Genomic DNA, 14,397 nt, shown 5'->3' on the forward strand with positions numbered 1-14,397 from the left:
CCGGCGTGTTGGCCGTTGTCGTACACAGTGTTGGCCGAACTGGTACACCTCTTCGGCCAACACGGCGTCCATAGCGGCCAACACACCGTCCAGTTCGGCCAACACACCGTACGAGAACGGCCAACACGGGGGCGGGTGGCTCGGCTAGCTTCCGCGTAGGTAGGCCGTGCCGCGGGGGGACAGGCGGTAGCCGATTTCCAGGCTCTCGGTCAGGCCCAGTTCCTTGAGTTTGCGTACGTCGTTCTTGAACGCCAGGGTGTCCCGGTCCACCCGGGTGGCCAGTTCGGCCGCCCGGGTGCCGGGACATTCGGCGATCAGTGCCAGCACCCGCGCCGTCCACGGCCCGTGCTTGGCCCGGCTGTCCATTCCGGACAGTTTCCGGTCCAGCTCGGCGCGGTCGGCCGCGGACAGTTCGTCCTTCTCCCGCAACGAGATCCGCGGATCGGCCCCGGCCGGTCGCAGCTCGATCCGGTACAGCTCGGCGTCCGCGCCGGACCGGAGACCGCGTAACAGCGTTGCCCGGTCAGGGAATCCGGCCTGGGCCGCCTCCGTGTCGGTGAGGTCGGCCACCGGTGTCACCGCGAGGATCTCCACCAGTCCGGTCGCGGTGCGCAGCACGGTGCCCGCGCGCACGCTGGGCCGCCGCCAGCGCCGGAAGGCCAGCGTCACCGTTCCGCCGGTGATGCCGTCCAGGACGGCCGCGGTGAACAGCATTCAGTCCTCGGCCAGCCCACTGAGCAACCGGTCCAGCTGGCCGGTCAGCCGGGTGCCGTCGGCCGGGCTCATCGTGGTCCACGGCGTGCCGTCGGAGCCGCGGTGCTCCTCCATCAGGTAGCGCCCGGCCGCGGTGTCGAAGAAGGCCACCACGTGATCGGCCCGGTTACGCCGCCCCAGCCGGTCGGTCAGCGTCGCGCCGAACTGCCCGCTCTGGTCGGCGCCCTCGATCATCTCCGCCACCGCCTTCGCGTCCGCGGCGCTGACCCCGTTGTCCCGCAAGGCTTCGGCGAAGGCCTTGACCGAACTGCCCGCCTCCTGGGTGGCCGTGTCGATCACCGCACTGGGCAGCGACACCGAGTGACCCGGCCCGGCCGCGCGGGCAGGCAGCAGCCCGACCACGGCCCTGGCCAGCCCGCCGGGGTAGATCGCCCGCAGGCTCAGCACCTCCGCCTCGAGCACGGCCAGCACGGCGTCCTGCCCGGATCCGGCGGCCAGCGCCCGCACCTCGTGCCCCAGCCACAGCCGGGCGTCCACCGCGCGGGCCGGCCTGGCCAGCAGGGTCAGCGCGTCCACCAGTTCCGGCCGGATGCCGCCGTTGCGCACCAGGTCGTCGCGGTGCAGCTCGTCCCAGGCCGCGTTGACCGCCGCGGTGCGCTCGTGCTCCTCGAACCCCTGCGGGTGCACGTGCAGCACCACGGGCATCTCGGGCAGCCGCAACTTCTCCCACAGCACCTGATAGGCCGAGGCGGAGAGCCGGAAGGCCGGGGCGGTGTCGATGTCCAGCACGGTTCTACTCCTGGTGTTCGCCGATGACCGGCGGCGCGACCAGCCGATCGTCGGTGAAGATCTCGTCGGAATCAAGCACGTACTGGTTCTCGTGCTCCTCGTCCTCCTCGCCGGGCCGGGCCGCCCCGCCGGGCGCCGCCTGCTGCAGGAACTGCCCGCCCCGCCCGGTCCCCGGCGACCCGGTGCGCGCCGCGGGCACCTGCGTGCCGCCGCCGACCCCGGCCGATCCACCACGCCCCAACGGATTCCCCGGCCCGGCCGGACCACCGGTGGCCCCGCCGAACCCACCGCCGACCACACCCCCACCGAACCCGCCGTACCCACTGCCACCACCCGAGACGCCACCGGATGCGCCAGGCCCGAAGTTGCCCGGCACGTTCGACGTGCCCTGCGGTGGCACCGGCGTGTACTGGCTCGGCGTCACCGCCGCCACTCGCGGATCGTCCACCGCGCCACCCGGCCGCTGCGTCCCGTCCTGGGCAGGCGGACCGTCCTGCTGTTGCGGCACAACGGAAATCCCGCCATCCGGCGTACCTGGCCGCGACTGATCCCCGCCGCCGCTCGCGCCCCGCCGGGTCGGCACCGCGGTCCGGCCACCCCGGCCACCGGGTCCCGGCGGCGGGGGAGTGACCTGCTGGTCCACCGCGACCTGCGGCGGCTCGGAGATCGTCGGCAACGCCCGCACGTTCGCGCTGGAGGAGGTCGAGTAGGTGGACATCACCTGCGCCGCCCGCAGATGCGCCTCCTTGGCCGCCTCCTCCTCGTCCTGCCGATCGGTCTTGACCCCGAAGAAGTTCTTGACCCCCTTGACCGGCGCCCAGTCCTCCCCGGTCTTGACCTCCACCGGCTTGGGCATCGCCGTCTTGGCCGTGCTGAACGCCTCGGCCTGGGACCCGGTCGCCTTGCCCGAGTTCTCCACCGCGGTCCTGGCCAGCTCCAGCCACGGCCCCAGCCCGCCGATGGCCGCCTGCGCGTTGTCCGCCGCCTGCCCCTGCCAGACCCCGCCGAGGGTCTTGAGACCGGTCTTCAGATCGTTGACCGCGTTGAAGAACCCCTGCGCCAGTTCGGCCTGGAACTTCTTGGCGGGTTCGGCGGTGGCCGGGCCACGGCCCTGCTGCAGGTCGTCGTAGAGCTTCTGGTGCGGAACGGCCAGCCAGTTCCGGCACACGTCCAGCGAGTTGAACATGACTCCCCCTGCTACTTCCTCGACAACGTGACCAGCGCGGCCTCGGCCACCCGGCTCGCTCGCTTGCACAACTCCTCGCGCCCCAACGGCTGCTTGCGGCCGCCTTCGGCGTAATGCGCGCGCAGCACCTGCCCGTCGGCCACATCCACCTGCACGGTGCAGAACTGGCTGCCGGGCGCGACCTCCGTCCACACCTCGTAGCCGGGGTACCCGGAGACACTCACCTGGCGGACCTCGCCATTGACCCGGCCAGGGGCGAACCGCTCGATGCCCTGCTTGCTGATCGGCACCAGGAAGAAGTTGGTGTTCTCCGCGCGGTTGAGGAAGAAGCAGTCATCGGCGTCGAAGGTGGTGCTGTGCCCGGGTTTCGGCGGCTGATCCACCCCGAGGGCGCTGCGCTGCTGCTCGGACAACAGCTCGCAGGCCACCACCGAGGTCAGGTCGAGGCTGCGGGGCCGGGCGGGCTTGGTCGCGGCGGCGCTGGTGGTCGCCTGCGACGTGGCGGTGGCGACTGTGGTTGGCGCGGCGTTGCCGCCGCCGCATCCGGCCAGGCCGAAGGCGAGCACCAAGGCGGTGGCGAGGAGACGGCGGTCAGGCACGCACGTCTCCCGGGAACTTCGTCCGGTTGCCGTCCTCGGAGAGGCGGTACTGCCGCTGCACCGCGGTGAGTTGCTCGATGATCGACTGAAGCCGGTCGCGGAAGGCGGAGATCGCCGCGCTGATGGATCCGGTGCTGCGCAGGTTCCGGTTGTTGAACTCGGCCGCGACATCCCGGCTGACGTCGTCGTTGCCCATCGGCTCGATCTGCAAGTCGCTGGCGGCCCGGCTGACCAGCTCGTCGATCCGGTCCTTCGTCTGCTGGTAGAGCCGGATCGCGGCCGGGACCTGGGCCAAGTCGATCTTCATGCCGTCCACCGACACACTGCCTTGTGGTGCCACCTCAACTACCCCCTGAGATCAGCTCGTCTCAGATCGTAGCCGCGCCAAACAGCCCTCACCGGCCTGTTCGGCCAGCTCAGGCGACTCCACCCGATCGGGTGAGGGGTAACTACTTAGCGCTGGTCAGCGTCCCCAGCGCGGCCTCGGCGACCTTGGTGGCGCGCTGGCAGACCTCGTCCTTGGAGAGCGGCTTGTCGCGGCCCTCCTCGTTGTAGGCGGCGGTCAGCACCCGGTCGGGGGCGGCGTCCAGGTGCACGGTGCAGAACTGCTCGCCGGCGGGCTGGTCGGTGCGCACCCGGTAGCCGGGGAAGCCCGCCACGGTGACCGCGTCGGTCTGGCCGGTGGCCTTGCCGGGGGCGAACTCGGCGATGCCGCGGTCGGTCACCAGCACCACCGACAGGCTGACCTTCTCCTTCTGGCTGATGTAGACACAGCTCGGCGCGTTGAAGGTCGGGCTGGTGCCGTCCTCGGCCGGCTGGTCCACGCCGAACTCGCCCTGCTGCGGCTGGGACAGCAGCGCGCACGGCTTGACGTTGTCGAAGGCCAGTTCGCGTGGCCGGGCAGGCGGTTTGGGCGCCTCGGAGTCCGCTGCTGAACTGCCACAACCGGCCAGGCCTAGGGCGAGAGCGGCGATCGTCAGTGCGACGAGCGGGCGGCGGCGGTCGTACACGGCGGGCACGGGTGTCTCCTGGCGCTTGTGCGGCCCGGCTCGGTCCGGACCCTGCGTGCCGCGCAGATTACCGAACGTGCGCCGGGCCCTTCCCCGTGGCTGTCAGGCGTTCCGCACCGTGACCCCGCCGCGGTCCGAACTCGCCGCGATCCCGGGCCCCGGCCCTTGCCGCACCTGGACATCAGCCTTGCCGAGGCGCTCCCTGACCTTGGTGGTCACCTGGTACGCCCGGTCGCCCGGCACGGTCACGGTGACCTCGCCGCCCTCGGAATGCGCGCTCAGCCGGTCGAAGCCGCCGGTGGCCGCCACGGTGATCTCGCCGAGCTTGGTCCGGACGTCGATCTCCGGCGCGCTCACCCCGCTCAGCGTGATGCCGCCGGTCTTGTTGGCCACCTTGACCTTCACATCCTTGGGCAGGGTGATGTCCCAGTCCACATCGCACTCACCGGCGGCGCCGGAGCAGCCGCCCATCAGCCGGAGCGTGTCGCCGTCGGGGGTGAGCGCGGCGTGCGAGCGGCGGGTGGTCTGCTGGGTCAGCGCGCGCTTCACCACCAGCCGGTCGCCGCCGGTGATCTTGATGGTGCCGATCAGGTTCTCCAGGTCCACGGCCTTGATCTCGTTGCCGTACTCGCTGGACTGGTGCTCGACCTCCTCGGTGACCTTGTTGACCGCGGCGCATCCGGTGGCGAGCAGGGCGAGGGTGGTGGCGAGCACGACCTTGGCGGGGAACTTCACTGGCTTGGCTCTCTTCTTGCGCCGGAGGGATGACGGACCGGGCCCGTGGTCCACGCTGTCGGCCCAGGTGTACCCGCCGCGGCGGTGGCCGTCGACGCGCAGCGCGGCAAATCGGCCTGGCGGGGGACCCCGGCGGCGCGGGCGTCGGCCTGTGGTCGTACCGGATCCGCGACCTGCGGCCGCGTAGGGTCGGACAGCGACTCACCCCCTTGACTCGCGGAGGTCGCCGCGTTGAGCGGACAGACATCGGTGGCCCGGCCCGAGCCGCGCCCGGAGGCCACCCGGCTGCTGATCGGCCTGAGCTACGCCGGCGGCGGCACCGCCCCGTTGCGGCCATGGGCCCAGGCCGTGCCCGCGGACACCGAACTCGTGCTGGTCTGTTATCCGGGGCGGGAACGGCGGTTCACCGAGGCGATGCCCTCGGTCTTCGCCGACCTGGTGACCGATGTGGTGGCCACGGTCCGGTCGGTGGCGCGGGCGCCGTTCGTGCTCGCCGGGCACAGCATGGGCGCGCTGGTCGCCTTCGAGACCGCGGCGCGGCTGGAGGCGGCCGGCGGGCCGATGCCGTCGGCGCTGGTGGTGTCCGGGCATTCGGCGCCGCCGCACCTGGGCTTCGCCGGGGACACCGGGCCGGTGGCGCGGCACGCCGATGACGAGCTGCTCGCCTGGATCAGGGAGTACGGCACGCTGCCGGAGGAGATCCTGGAAGACCCGGACCTGGCCGGGGTGGTGCTGACCGCCTTCCGCGCGGACCTGGCCCTGCACGGCACCTACCGCTACACACCCGGCACCGTGGTGCACGCCCCGGTGCAGGCGCTCATCGGCGCGCGGGACCCGGTGACCCTGGCGGGCGCGAGTCGCTGGCGGGAGGTCGCGGCCGGGGACTTCCGGGTGGACGAGCTGCCCGGCGCGCACTTCTACACCGGCGAGGTCTGGCCGAACCTGCCCCGGCACATGGCCGCGCTCACCGGGGCGAACCTGTTCTGAGACAAGGAAAAGGGGCGGCCCCAGCGGGACCGCCCCGACTCCTCGCTCAGCGCGGGTCAGTCAGGACCCGGCAGTACTCACTCGTCGTCGCCACCGAAGAAGTCGCCGACCTCGTCGATCATCTCGGCGGCCACGAAACCGCCGACCACACCGGCCGCACCGGCGGCGACCATGCCGCCGACGCCCATGCCACCACCGCGGCGACCGTGGTCGTCGTCGTGGTCGCGGTAGTGCTGCGGGTGGCCCCCGCCGTGGCCGTAGCCCTGCTGCCCGTAGGCGGGCTGGCCGTAGCCGGGCTGGCTGCCGTAGTGCTGGGCCATCCGGCCCGCGGCCTGGCCGATCCAGCCGTCGAGGTGCGCGGCCCAGTCGGTCCGCTCGGCCTCCTGGTGGCTGACGTGGAAACGGCCGAAGGCGTCGCCGCCCGCGCGGAACATGCCGCCACGCTTGTCCGCCTCCAGGACCACCACCAGCTCGCTGGGGTTGGCCACGAAGGTCAGCTCGACCTCGTTGATCCGGCCCGCGTACTGGCCGGGCGGGAAGAACTCGATCTCCTGGTAGAACGGCAGCTCCTGGCGCACGCCGTGCAGGTGACCGCGCTCGACGTCGGCGTTGCGGAACTGGAAGCCCAGTCGCCCGAACGCCTCCAGCACCGCGTCCTGGGAGGGCAGCGGGTGCACGTGCACCGCGTCCAGGTCGCCCTTGTCCACGGCCTTGGCCACCGACAGCTCGGTGCGCACGCCGACCGACATGCCACGCAGCGGGGCGCCGCCGACGATGGTCAGCGGGGTCTCCCACGGCACCGGCAGCTGGAACGGGATGCTGCGCGATTCGCCCTCGCGCAGCTGGAACCGGCCCGCCACCGCGACCCGGAAGAACTCGACAGCGGTGTTGTGCTCGCTGTCCCCGTGTTCGACCTCCATGCGGGTCACCAGGGACAGGGTCACGTGTTCGATCTCGACGTCGCTGTTGCCGCCGGAGAGGCGGACCTCACCGGAGAGCTGCCCGCCCGGCCGGCAGTTGGGGTCGTGGAGCACCGTGTCCACGGTCGGCCCGCCGACGCCGAAAGCCTGGAGCATCCGCTTGAACACCAGAAACCGTCCTTATCCCCTGTGTTGATGGTGTAGCCCAGCGTAGGGGCTAACGAACGGGACGAACGCCGCGTTCCCGTCACCACGTTTTCACTGGAGAGTTTGCCGTTCCGTCACCTCGCGCCAGCGCAGGACCAGCGCGTATGCCACCAGGAAGAGCACGCCGGAGTTGCACAGGTGCCACAGGAAGTGGGTGCCGATGACGATATCGCCGCAGACCGGGCCGTCCACCGTGCGCAGGAACAGCGACACCGCGAACAGCGCAGCGGTCAGCCCGAACCACTTCCGGTACTGGCGCAGCGACTCGTCCGGGTGGAAGCCCAGCGCGATGGCGAAGGCGATCATCGTGACCAGTGCGGGCAGGTACTGGCCACCGCCGGAGCCGATCAGGCCGCCGAGGGTGAAGGAGATCAACTGGCCCGCGATGAGGTAGGCGGGCACGCCGAGCCAGGCCCACTTCCACTTCAGGCCCCAGAACCAGTGCAGGAAGCAGACCACGTAGAAGTGGATGAACAGCGCGATGAAGCCGACGTCCAGCAGCACCGACCAGCGGTTGGCGAAGGTGTGGAAGGCCAGGCTGCCCAGGCCGATCAGCAGCAGCAACGCGGCCAGCGTGTGCAGGCTGGCCGGGGCCGCCGGGCCGCCGGGGCGGCGGCGGATGAGCCACCACAGCACCAGCGCGGCGAGGATGAACCCGCCGTTGCTCAGCGCGTTCAGCGGCTCGCCCCACAGACCGGGGGCCACGCGTTCGCAGTAGTTGTCCAGCGGGGCGTTCCAGTCCACGTGATCACCCTGGCAGGCATCGGGTCCGCCGACAACGTCACAAACAGGTGTAAGCCCCAGCTGACCACCACCCCGCCCGTTGTGGTCACTCCGGGTGCGCGAGAAGGTGCACACCGTGTGGTCAGGAGGAGAGATGCGGGCGGGGCAGGTCATCGCCGGCCGGTACCGGTTGGAGGACCAGGTCGGCGCCGGTGGCAACGGGGTGGTGTGGCGGGCCACCGACGAGCACCTGGGCAGGCTGGTCGCGCTCAAACGAGCACTGCCCGGCGCCGCGGGCCAGCATGCGGAACAACTCCAGCAGCTGCGGCGGGAGGCCCGGCTGCTGGCCCAGCTCAACCACCGGCACATCGTCACCCTCTACGACGTGCTCGACGACGGCCACGAGTGCTGGCTGGTGCTGGAGTACGTGCCGGCGCAGAGCCTGGCCGAACGCGGGGTGCTGCCGCCGGAACTCGTGGCCAGGCTGGGCGCGCAGATCGCCGGCGCACTGGCCGCGGTGCACGCCAAGGGCATCCTGCACCGGGACATCAAACCGGCCAACATCCTGATGATCTCCGAGGACGAGGCCAAGCTCGGCGACTTCGGCATCTCCCGGCTGCTGGCCGGGGAGGAGACGGTGACCGGCTCCTCGCTGCTGGCCGGCACTCCCGGCTACGTCGCGCCGGAGGTGGCCAACGGCGGCGACCCGATCGCGGCCTCGGACATCTTCTCGCTGGGCTCCACGCTGTACGCGGCGGTGGAGGGCGCCTCCCCGGTCGGCGGCAAGACGGACAACCCGTTCCTGCGGCTGCGCCGGGCCGCCGAGGGCAGGCTCACGCCCAGCCGCAACAGCGGTCCGCTGGCGCCGGTGCTGACCGAGATGCTGCGGGTGGACCCGAAACGGCGGCCGGACGCGGCGGCCACCAGGCGGATGCTGGCCGACCTGGCCGGGGCGGGGCGCCGGTCCAGGCAGGCGGTTGTGCGCCGGTGGCTGCTGAGCGTGGGTGCGCTGGTGGTGGTGCTGGGCCTGGCCGTCTGGCTGGCGGTGGTCAACCTGCCGCCTGCGGTGGATCAGACGGTGTCGCTGATGGGGGACACCCGCACCGCCGACCCGTGCAAGGTGTTCAACCTGTTGGCGCTGGAGAAGTTCGGCGACGTCAACCTGGTTCCCGACGAGTACCGGTTCGACCGGTGCGATGTGATCATCAAGATCGACGACACCACCGGGGAAACCCCGATCACGGTGTACTTCGCCCAGACCGACCCAGCCGCCCAGCCGGAGGGGCAGGTGGAGCAACGGGGCCGGTTCAGCGTGCTGCGGGAACCGAAGGTGCCGGGCCGCTGCGCCCGGCGCCTGCTGCTGCCCGACCGCTTCGAGATCCAGATCTCGGTGCGGGTGAAGACGGTGGTCGACGCCGACCTCTGCGGGATGGCCGAGGCGGTGGTCGAGTCGGCGAGCGCGGCGCTGGCCAAGGGGCAGCTCCCCCGGCGCGACCCGGATCCGGACTCGCTGGCCAACCTGGACGCGTGCGCGATGCGGAACTCCGCGCAGTTCCCCCGGATGGCGGGGATCGACCCGTCCGGCCCCACGCCCGGCTTCGGCCGGTTCAGTTGCGTCTGGGCCAACGGTGACCGCAGTGAGCTGCTGGAGTTGGACCTGGCCAGGAGCGACCCGTTCACCGAGTCGCGGGGCACCAGCACCACCATCGCCGGACTGCCCGCCTACGTCGACCAGGAGACGGGCGAACACACCAACGCCTGCTGGATCAGGGTGGCCACCCGCTCGTACCGGAACGCCTACAACTCACCCAAGCACGAGGTGGTGTACGCCAGCGTCACCAGCAACCGGAAGACCCAGGAAGAACGGTGCGCCCTGGCCAGGGAGCTGGCCACCGCGTTCTTCCCACCGCGCTGACCGCACGGACGGCTTGCCCGCACCCCCTGGAACCGGCAAGCCGTCCGCCGTTGCGGCATCGTTCTACCGCGATCCGCCGGGGATCGATCCCGGCGGTTCTGCCGCATGCTGGAGCGGTCGGCGGGACGGGAGGAGGCCGGGGACATGGGTGAGCGTCCAGGGGTGCTGCCGCCCGCGCACCACAGCCTGGCCTGGGGCATGGCCGGGGGCGCGCCGGGCACGCTGAACGTGCTGGCGGTGGCCGGTGGCATCACGGTCGGTCCGCGCGAGGGCCGGGAGGTGCTCTTCGGGCGCAACCGGCCGGACGTGCACGTCTGCGTCGGCGAGAACGACCGGCGGATCAGCCGCAGGCACGGGTGCGTGACCTACCGGGACGACCGGTGGTGGCTGAGCACCCTCGGCAAGTTGCCAGTGCGGTTGCCGGGGGCCCGGCTGCTGTTCAACCAGGACGAGCCGATCCCGCTCGGTCCCGGCTACACCCCGGTGTTCGTGCGTGGCTCCAACCACCGGGAGCACCTGCTCGAGGTGCACGTGCAGGGCGCGGAGGACCAGCGCGGACCCGAGCACGAGGCCGCCACCCGGCCGCCGAACATCTGGGCGCTCTCGCCGGTGGAGCAGCTCGTGCTGGTGGTGCTCGGCCAGCGCTACCTGCTGCACGAGGCGTACCCGACCCCGCTGTCCTGGCGGCAGGCCGCCGAGCACCTGACCGAGATCCGGCCCGGCGAGGAGTGGACCTCCAAGCGGGTCGAGCACCTGGTGCTGAGCGTGCGCAACCGGCTGAGCCGGGGCGGGGTGCCCGGCCTGACCCGGGAGGAGATCAACCACCCGGTCGGCAACACGGTCAACCACAACCTGATCCGCGAACTCCTGGAGAGCACCACGCTGGTGCCGCCGGACCTGCGGCTGCTCGGTTACGAGGACTGAGTCCCGCCAAACGCCGTCACAGGCAGGCGTAGACCGCCGGGACCAGCCGCTGCCAGCGTGGATCCGCCCCGTGCAGGGTGGTGATCGTCCGGTCCGGGCTGAAGCCGAAGCCCAGCCGGGCGTCCGGATCGGCGAAGCCCAGCGCGCCGCCCGCGCCAGGGTGGCCGAAGGCGCGCGGACCGGGGGAGAAGGGCCGGAGTTCGCCGGGCAGCATGAAACCCAGGCTGAATCGGGTGTGGCCGCACAGCACCGCGTCCCGGCCGGCCGAGCGCTCCTCGGTGGCCCCGGCCAGCGAGGCGAGCAGCGGGGACTGGGTGCGGACCAGGCTGCCGTACAGCTCGGCGATGGCGCGGGCGTTGCCGTGGCCGTTGGCGGCCGGGATCTCCGCCGCCCGCCAGCGCGGGTCGCTCACCAGATCAGGGGTCAGCAGGTCGGGCGGGTTGACGAAGGCCTGCGCCGCCATCGAACCCGGCGCGCCCATCGCGGCCAGCAGCTCGCTGCCGGGCGCGCCGGCGGCCGGCGGGGTGAACGGCGCGGCGATGGTGGACACGGCGCGGTGGGCCTGGCTGGCGGGCAGGCCGACGTACAGGTCCAGGCCGAGGTCGGCGACCAGTTCGCGCGGGGTCCGGCCGGAGGCGCGGCGCAGCACCTCGCCGAGGAGCCAGCCCCAGGTCACCACGTGGTAGCCGTGCCGCTCGCCCGGCGGCCACCAGGGCGTCTCCGCGGCCAGCGCGGTGGTCAGGCGGGTCCAGTCGAACAGCGCGCCGGGCGGCTGGGTCTCGCGCAGGGCGGGCAGCCCGGCCCGGTGCGCGAGCAGGTCGGCCACGGTGATCGCGGACTTGCCCGCGGCGGCGAACTCGGGCCAGTAGTCGATCACCGGCGCGGCCGGGTCCAGCAGGCCGCGTTCGACGAGCTGGTGCGCGCACACCGCGAGCACGCCCTTGGTCACCGAGAACAGGTTCACCACGGTGTCCCGCTGCCAGGAGCCGCCCCACAGGTCGACCACGGTCCGCCCGTCCACCTGCACGGACACCGCCGCGCCGCGGTCCTCGCCCGCGGCGAACCCGGCCGCGAACGCCTCCCGCACGGCGGTGAACGCGGGATCGCAGTAGCCGTCGACCATCGGATCCGTCCTCTCCTCGGTACGCTGCCCGGAACTAGTCAACCATAGTTACGCAACCATGGTTTCGTAAATTGCGGAGGGACCGCCCGTGCTCGACCCGGCCGATGATCTGGTGCTGCTGTTCACCGCGCTGTCCGCGGCCGCCGACGCCGAGGTGCAGCGGCGGGTCGAGGCGGCCGGGTTCACCGGGCTGCGCCGCTCGCACGGCTACCTGTTCCAGCACCTCATCCCCGGCCCGGCCCGGATCTCCGACCTGGCGGCCAAACTCGGCCTGACCCCGCAGGGGGTGTCCAAGACGGTGACCGAACTGGCGAAGCTGGGCTACGTCCGGCGCAGCGTGGGCGAGGGTGATCAGCGGGCCCGGATGGTGCAGCTGACCGAGCGGGCCACCGGTGCGATCGAGGCGGCCAGGACCGCGCGAGCTGATCTTCGAGCCTCGTACCAGGACATTCTCGGCGCGGCGGCGGCCGATGCGGTGGCCGAGGGGTTGCGGCGGCTGGCCACCGAGACCGGGGCCCTGGCCGAGCTGACCGCGCGCCGGTTGCGGCCCATACACGGGTCCTGACGCTCTGTGGTTACCCAGTGGTATCTGTCACCAAAGTCCGCCCTTTGAACCCCGGAAGCTTGCTTCCCGTTGTCACCGGTGGTTACCGTCCCGGCCGAACGTCACGGTTCGGTCACGCGAGACAACCTTGAGGTGGACCCCGAATCCGCCTCAACACCCGGATCCCCCGCCGGGTGGTCTCGACCGGGCTCCCCGAGACGGAAAGGCAACGAGTCTTGGCTCGACATAGAGCCCGCGCCACACCCCCGAAGTGGCGCGGAAGCACGCTGGCGGCTGCCGCCCTGACCACCTCAGTCGTGGTCGGCGCCCCGTTCCAGCTGATGACGTCCTCCTCCTCTGAGGCATCCCCCGAGCCGGTCGACCTGCAGGCGAACCTCGCCGCGGTCGCCCGTACGGCCCCAGAGGTCCTGCCAAGGGCGGTCACCACCGACCCCGGCATCGAACTGGCGAAGCTGGCCAAGGCCGAGCGGATGGCCGATGAGCGCCAGGCCGCCGTGACCGCCAAGGCCGACGCGGAGAAGGCGGAAGCCGAGAAGGTCGCCGCCGAAGCCGCCAAGCGGGCCGCCGCGGCCGCCGCCAAGTCCACGATCAAGGCCAGTGGCGAGTTCGTCCGCCCAGCCGAGGGCCGGTTCACCTCGAACTTCGGCATGCGTGGCGGAGTCATGCACTACGGCGTGGACATCGCCAACTCCATCGGCACCCCGATCCTGTCCGCCGCCGACGGCACCGTGGTCGAATCCGGCCCGGCCAGCGGCTTCGGCCTGTGGGTGCGGGTGCAGCACAACGACGGCACCATCACCGTCTACGGCCACATCAACACCTCGATGGTCCGCGCGGGCCAGAAGGTGCAGGCGGGCCAGCAGATCGCGACCATGGGCAACCGCGGCCAGTCCACCGGACCGCACCTGCACTTCGAGGTGTGGGCCGGCGGCGGCAAAAAGGTGAACCCAGGCACCTGGTTGGCCGAACGCGGCATCCGGCTCTAACCCCGATAGCGGCTGGTGACAGGCCCGGGGTTCATAGCAGTCTCGGACCATGATCCGGGTGGGCGGTGGACGTGCGCGACATCGCGCGCGTCCACTGTCCGACGCCCAGGCCGAACACCTGGTCGCGGTGATCGCCACCGCGGAGTGGAAACGGATGGTGCGCCGCCGGACCATCGACCTGGCCGGGTCGGCGCTGTGGACCTCTTTCCAGTTCGGGCTGCGCCCGGCGAGCTGCCGCAGGCTCGCCCGGCAGTCCCGGCGGTTGCTGTCGCCGAACGTCTTCCGCCGGGCCACGGCCAGGGTTGGCGGGTTCCTGCCCGGTCGCTGGTCGGTGGAGCGCAAGATCGCCAACCGGGTGCGCCGGAGCTGCCGGCTGCCAGCCGGGCAGGGCAGGCTGGCCACCGCGCGGGCCTTGCAGGTGCTCGGGCTCTACGCGTGCGTGCGCATGCAGCGGCCGCCTGCGGAATGCCAGTGCCTCAACGACCTCACCAAGGAGCTGTCCCCGCAGGGCCTGACCCGCAGCCTGCGTGAGGCGCTGAGCCGGGTCTAGGCGGGCCCCGTAGAGTGGGCCCTACCGAGGGTATGTCGCGCGGAGGCAATCAAGCCGACGCCGCCTTGGGCGCACCACAATGCCCGGTCGCCGAGTGCGGCCGGAGGCGGGAGCGCCGGGATGATCCCGATGGCCTCAGATCTCCAGGACGGCGAGGACGTCGTGTGCGTTGCTTGCCAGCATGCGTGGAGCAGTCACGACCAGATCGCCGCGCGGTTCTGCGCGGCGTCGGCAAGCAGTGGACTCGACCGAGGTTGTGTCTGCACGGGTTAGGAGCAGTCCCATGACCGCCACCACTTCCCTCTACGAACGCCGGGTCGAGCTGGTCAAGGCGACCCTGAAGCAACACTCCAAGATGAGCGACAAGGCCGCGCTCGAGCTGGCCGAGCACGTGCTCTACGCGATGGACCACATCGCCGAGACCGTCCGCTGACCGGCGGCGCGCTCCGGGCGGACCCTCTCCC

Annotated in this window: 18 protein-coding genes; 8 read left to right on the forward strand and 10 right to left on the reverse strand. The window is 71.7% G+C overall.

Annotated features, from left to right (window positions below; all coding sequences use genetic code 11):
- Positions 1–144 precede the first annotated feature (144 nt).
- The 7 genes from HNR67_RS11530 to HNR67_RS46195 all read right to left on the reverse strand — a co-directional run bounded on the left by HNR67_RS11530 (position 145) and on the right by HNR67_RS46195 (position 5,033).
- Complete coding sequence (locus tag HNR67_RS11530; RefSeq protein ID WP_185002029.1) at positions 145–714, reverse strand: ASCH domain-containing protein; 570 nt, start codon at positions 712–714, stop codon at positions 145–147.
- Positions 715–1,503, reverse strand: coding sequence for an ESX secretion-associated protein EspG (locus tag HNR67_RS11535; protein ID WP_185002030.1), 789 nt, complete (start codon positions 1,501–1,503; stop codon positions 715–717).
- A 4-nt stretch (positions 1,504–1,507) separates the two neighbouring features.
- Positions 1,508–2,689, reverse strand: a complete 1,182-nt coding sequence (locus HNR67_RS11540; protein WP_185002031.1) for a PPE domain-containing protein — start codon at positions 2,687–2,689, stop codon at positions 1,508–1,510.
- An 11-nt stretch (positions 2,690–2,700) separates the two neighbouring features.
- Entirely contained in the window at positions 2,701–3,288 is a 588-nt protein-coding gene (locus HNR67_RS11545; RefSeq protein ID WP_185002032.1) for a DUF3558 domain-containing protein, read from the reverse strand.
- Positions 3,281–3,595, reverse strand: a complete 315-nt coding sequence (locus HNR67_RS11550) for a PE domain-containing protein (RefSeq protein ID WP_185002033.1) — start codon at positions 3,593–3,595, stop codon at positions 3,281–3,283. Before HNR67_RS11550 ends, HNR67_RS11545 begins: the two co-directional genes overlap by 8 nt.
- Positions 3,596–3,737: 142 nt before the next feature.
- A complete protein-coding gene (locus HNR67_RS11555; RefSeq protein ID WP_185002034.1) occupies positions 3,738–4,307 on the reverse strand; it encodes a DUF3558 domain-containing protein in 570 nt (189 codons plus the stop codon).
- 93 nt (positions 4,308–4,400) lie between these two features.
- Positions 4,401–5,033 carry a DUF4097 family beta strand repeat-containing protein gene (locus tag HNR67_RS46195; RefSeq protein WP_185002035.1) on the reverse strand — a complete coding sequence of 211 codons (633 nt, stop codon included), beginning with the start codon at positions 5,031–5,033 and terminating at the stop codon, positions 4,401–4,403.
- A gap of 231 nt (positions 5,034–5,264) precedes the next feature.
- Between HNR67_RS46195 and HNR67_RS11565 the strand changes: the two genes are divergently transcribed.
- Positions 5,265–6,020, forward strand: coding sequence for a thioesterase II family protein (locus HNR67_RS11565; protein WP_185002036.1), 756 nt, complete (start codon positions 5,265–5,267; stop codon positions 6,018–6,020).
- A gap of 77 nt (positions 6,021–6,097) precedes the next feature.
- On the opposite strand, the gene HNR67_RS11570 is transcribed toward HNR67_RS11565, so the two are convergent.
- Complete coding sequence (locus HNR67_RS11570) at positions 6,098–7,108, reverse strand: sporulation protein (RefSeq protein WP_185002037.1); 1,011 nt, start codon at positions 7,106–7,108, stop codon at positions 6,098–6,100.
- A gap of 90 nt (positions 7,109–7,198) precedes the next feature.
- Positions 7,199–7,891, reverse strand: coding sequence for a hypothetical protein (locus HNR67_RS11575; protein WP_185002038.1), 693 nt, complete (start codon positions 7,889–7,891; stop codon positions 7,199–7,201).
- 133 nt (positions 7,892–8,024) lie between these two features.
- On the opposite strand from HNR67_RS11575, the gene HNR67_RS11580 reads away from it, so the two are divergent.
- Positions 8,025–9,785, forward strand: coding sequence for a serine/threonine-protein kinase (locus HNR67_RS11580; RefSeq protein ID WP_185002039.1), 1,761 nt, complete (start codon positions 8,025–8,027; stop codon positions 9,783–9,785).
- A gap of 144 nt (positions 9,786–9,929) precedes the next feature.
- Positions 9,930–10,709 carry an FHA domain-containing protein gene (locus tag HNR67_RS11585; RefSeq protein WP_185002040.1) on the forward strand — a complete coding sequence of 260 codons (780 nt, stop codon included), beginning with the start codon at positions 9,930–9,932 and terminating at the stop codon, positions 10,707–10,709.
- A gap of 16 nt (positions 10,710–10,725) precedes the next feature.
- On the opposite strand, the gene HNR67_RS11590 is transcribed toward HNR67_RS11585, so the two are convergent.
- Entirely contained in the window at positions 10,726–11,832 is a 1,107-nt protein-coding gene (locus tag HNR67_RS11590; protein ID WP_185002041.1) for a serine hydrolase domain-containing protein, read from the reverse strand.
- Between the two features lie 88 nt (positions 11,833–11,920).
- Between HNR67_RS11590 and HNR67_RS11595 the strand changes: the two genes are divergently transcribed.
- The 5 genes from HNR67_RS11595 to HNR67_RS11610 all read left to right on the forward strand — a co-directional run bounded on the left by HNR67_RS11595 (position 11,921) and on the right by HNR67_RS11610 (position 14,366).
- Positions 11,921–12,397, forward strand: coding sequence for a MarR family winged helix-turn-helix transcriptional regulator (locus tag HNR67_RS11595; RefSeq protein WP_221489853.1), 477 nt, complete (start codon positions 11,921–11,923; stop codon positions 12,395–12,397).
- Positions 12,398–12,717: 320 nt separating this feature from the next.
- On the forward strand, positions 12,718–13,383 hold the full coding sequence (locus tag HNR67_RS11600; RefSeq protein ID WP_185002042.1) for a M23 family metallopeptidase: 666 nt from the start codon (positions 12,718–12,720) through the stop codon (positions 13,381–13,383).
- Positions 13,384–13,432: 49 nt separating this feature from the next.
- Positions 13,433–13,933 (forward strand): hypothetical protein, encoded by a 501-nt coding sequence (locus HNR67_RS11605; protein WP_185002043.1) that lies wholly within the window; start codon positions 13,433–13,435, stop codon positions 13,931–13,933.
- A 129-nt stretch (positions 13,934–14,062) separates the two neighbouring features.
- A complete protein-coding gene (locus HNR67_RS46635; protein WP_374206961.1) occupies positions 14,063–14,206 on the forward strand; it encodes an RGCVC family protein in 144 nt (47 codons plus the stop codon).
- Positions 14,207–14,216: 10 nt separating this feature from the next.
- Positions 14,217–14,366 carry a DUF6307 family protein gene (locus HNR67_RS11610; RefSeq protein ID WP_185002044.1) on the forward strand — a complete coding sequence of 50 codons (150 nt, stop codon included), beginning with the start codon at positions 14,217–14,219 and terminating at the stop codon, positions 14,364–14,366.
- Positions 14,367–14,397: the final 31 nt, after the last annotated feature.

The sequence above is a fragment of the Crossiella cryophila genome (assembly GCF_014204915.1).
Taxonomy (GTDB): domain Bacteria; phylum Actinomycetota; class Actinomycetes; order Mycobacteriales; family Pseudonocardiaceae; genus Crossiella; species Crossiella cryophila.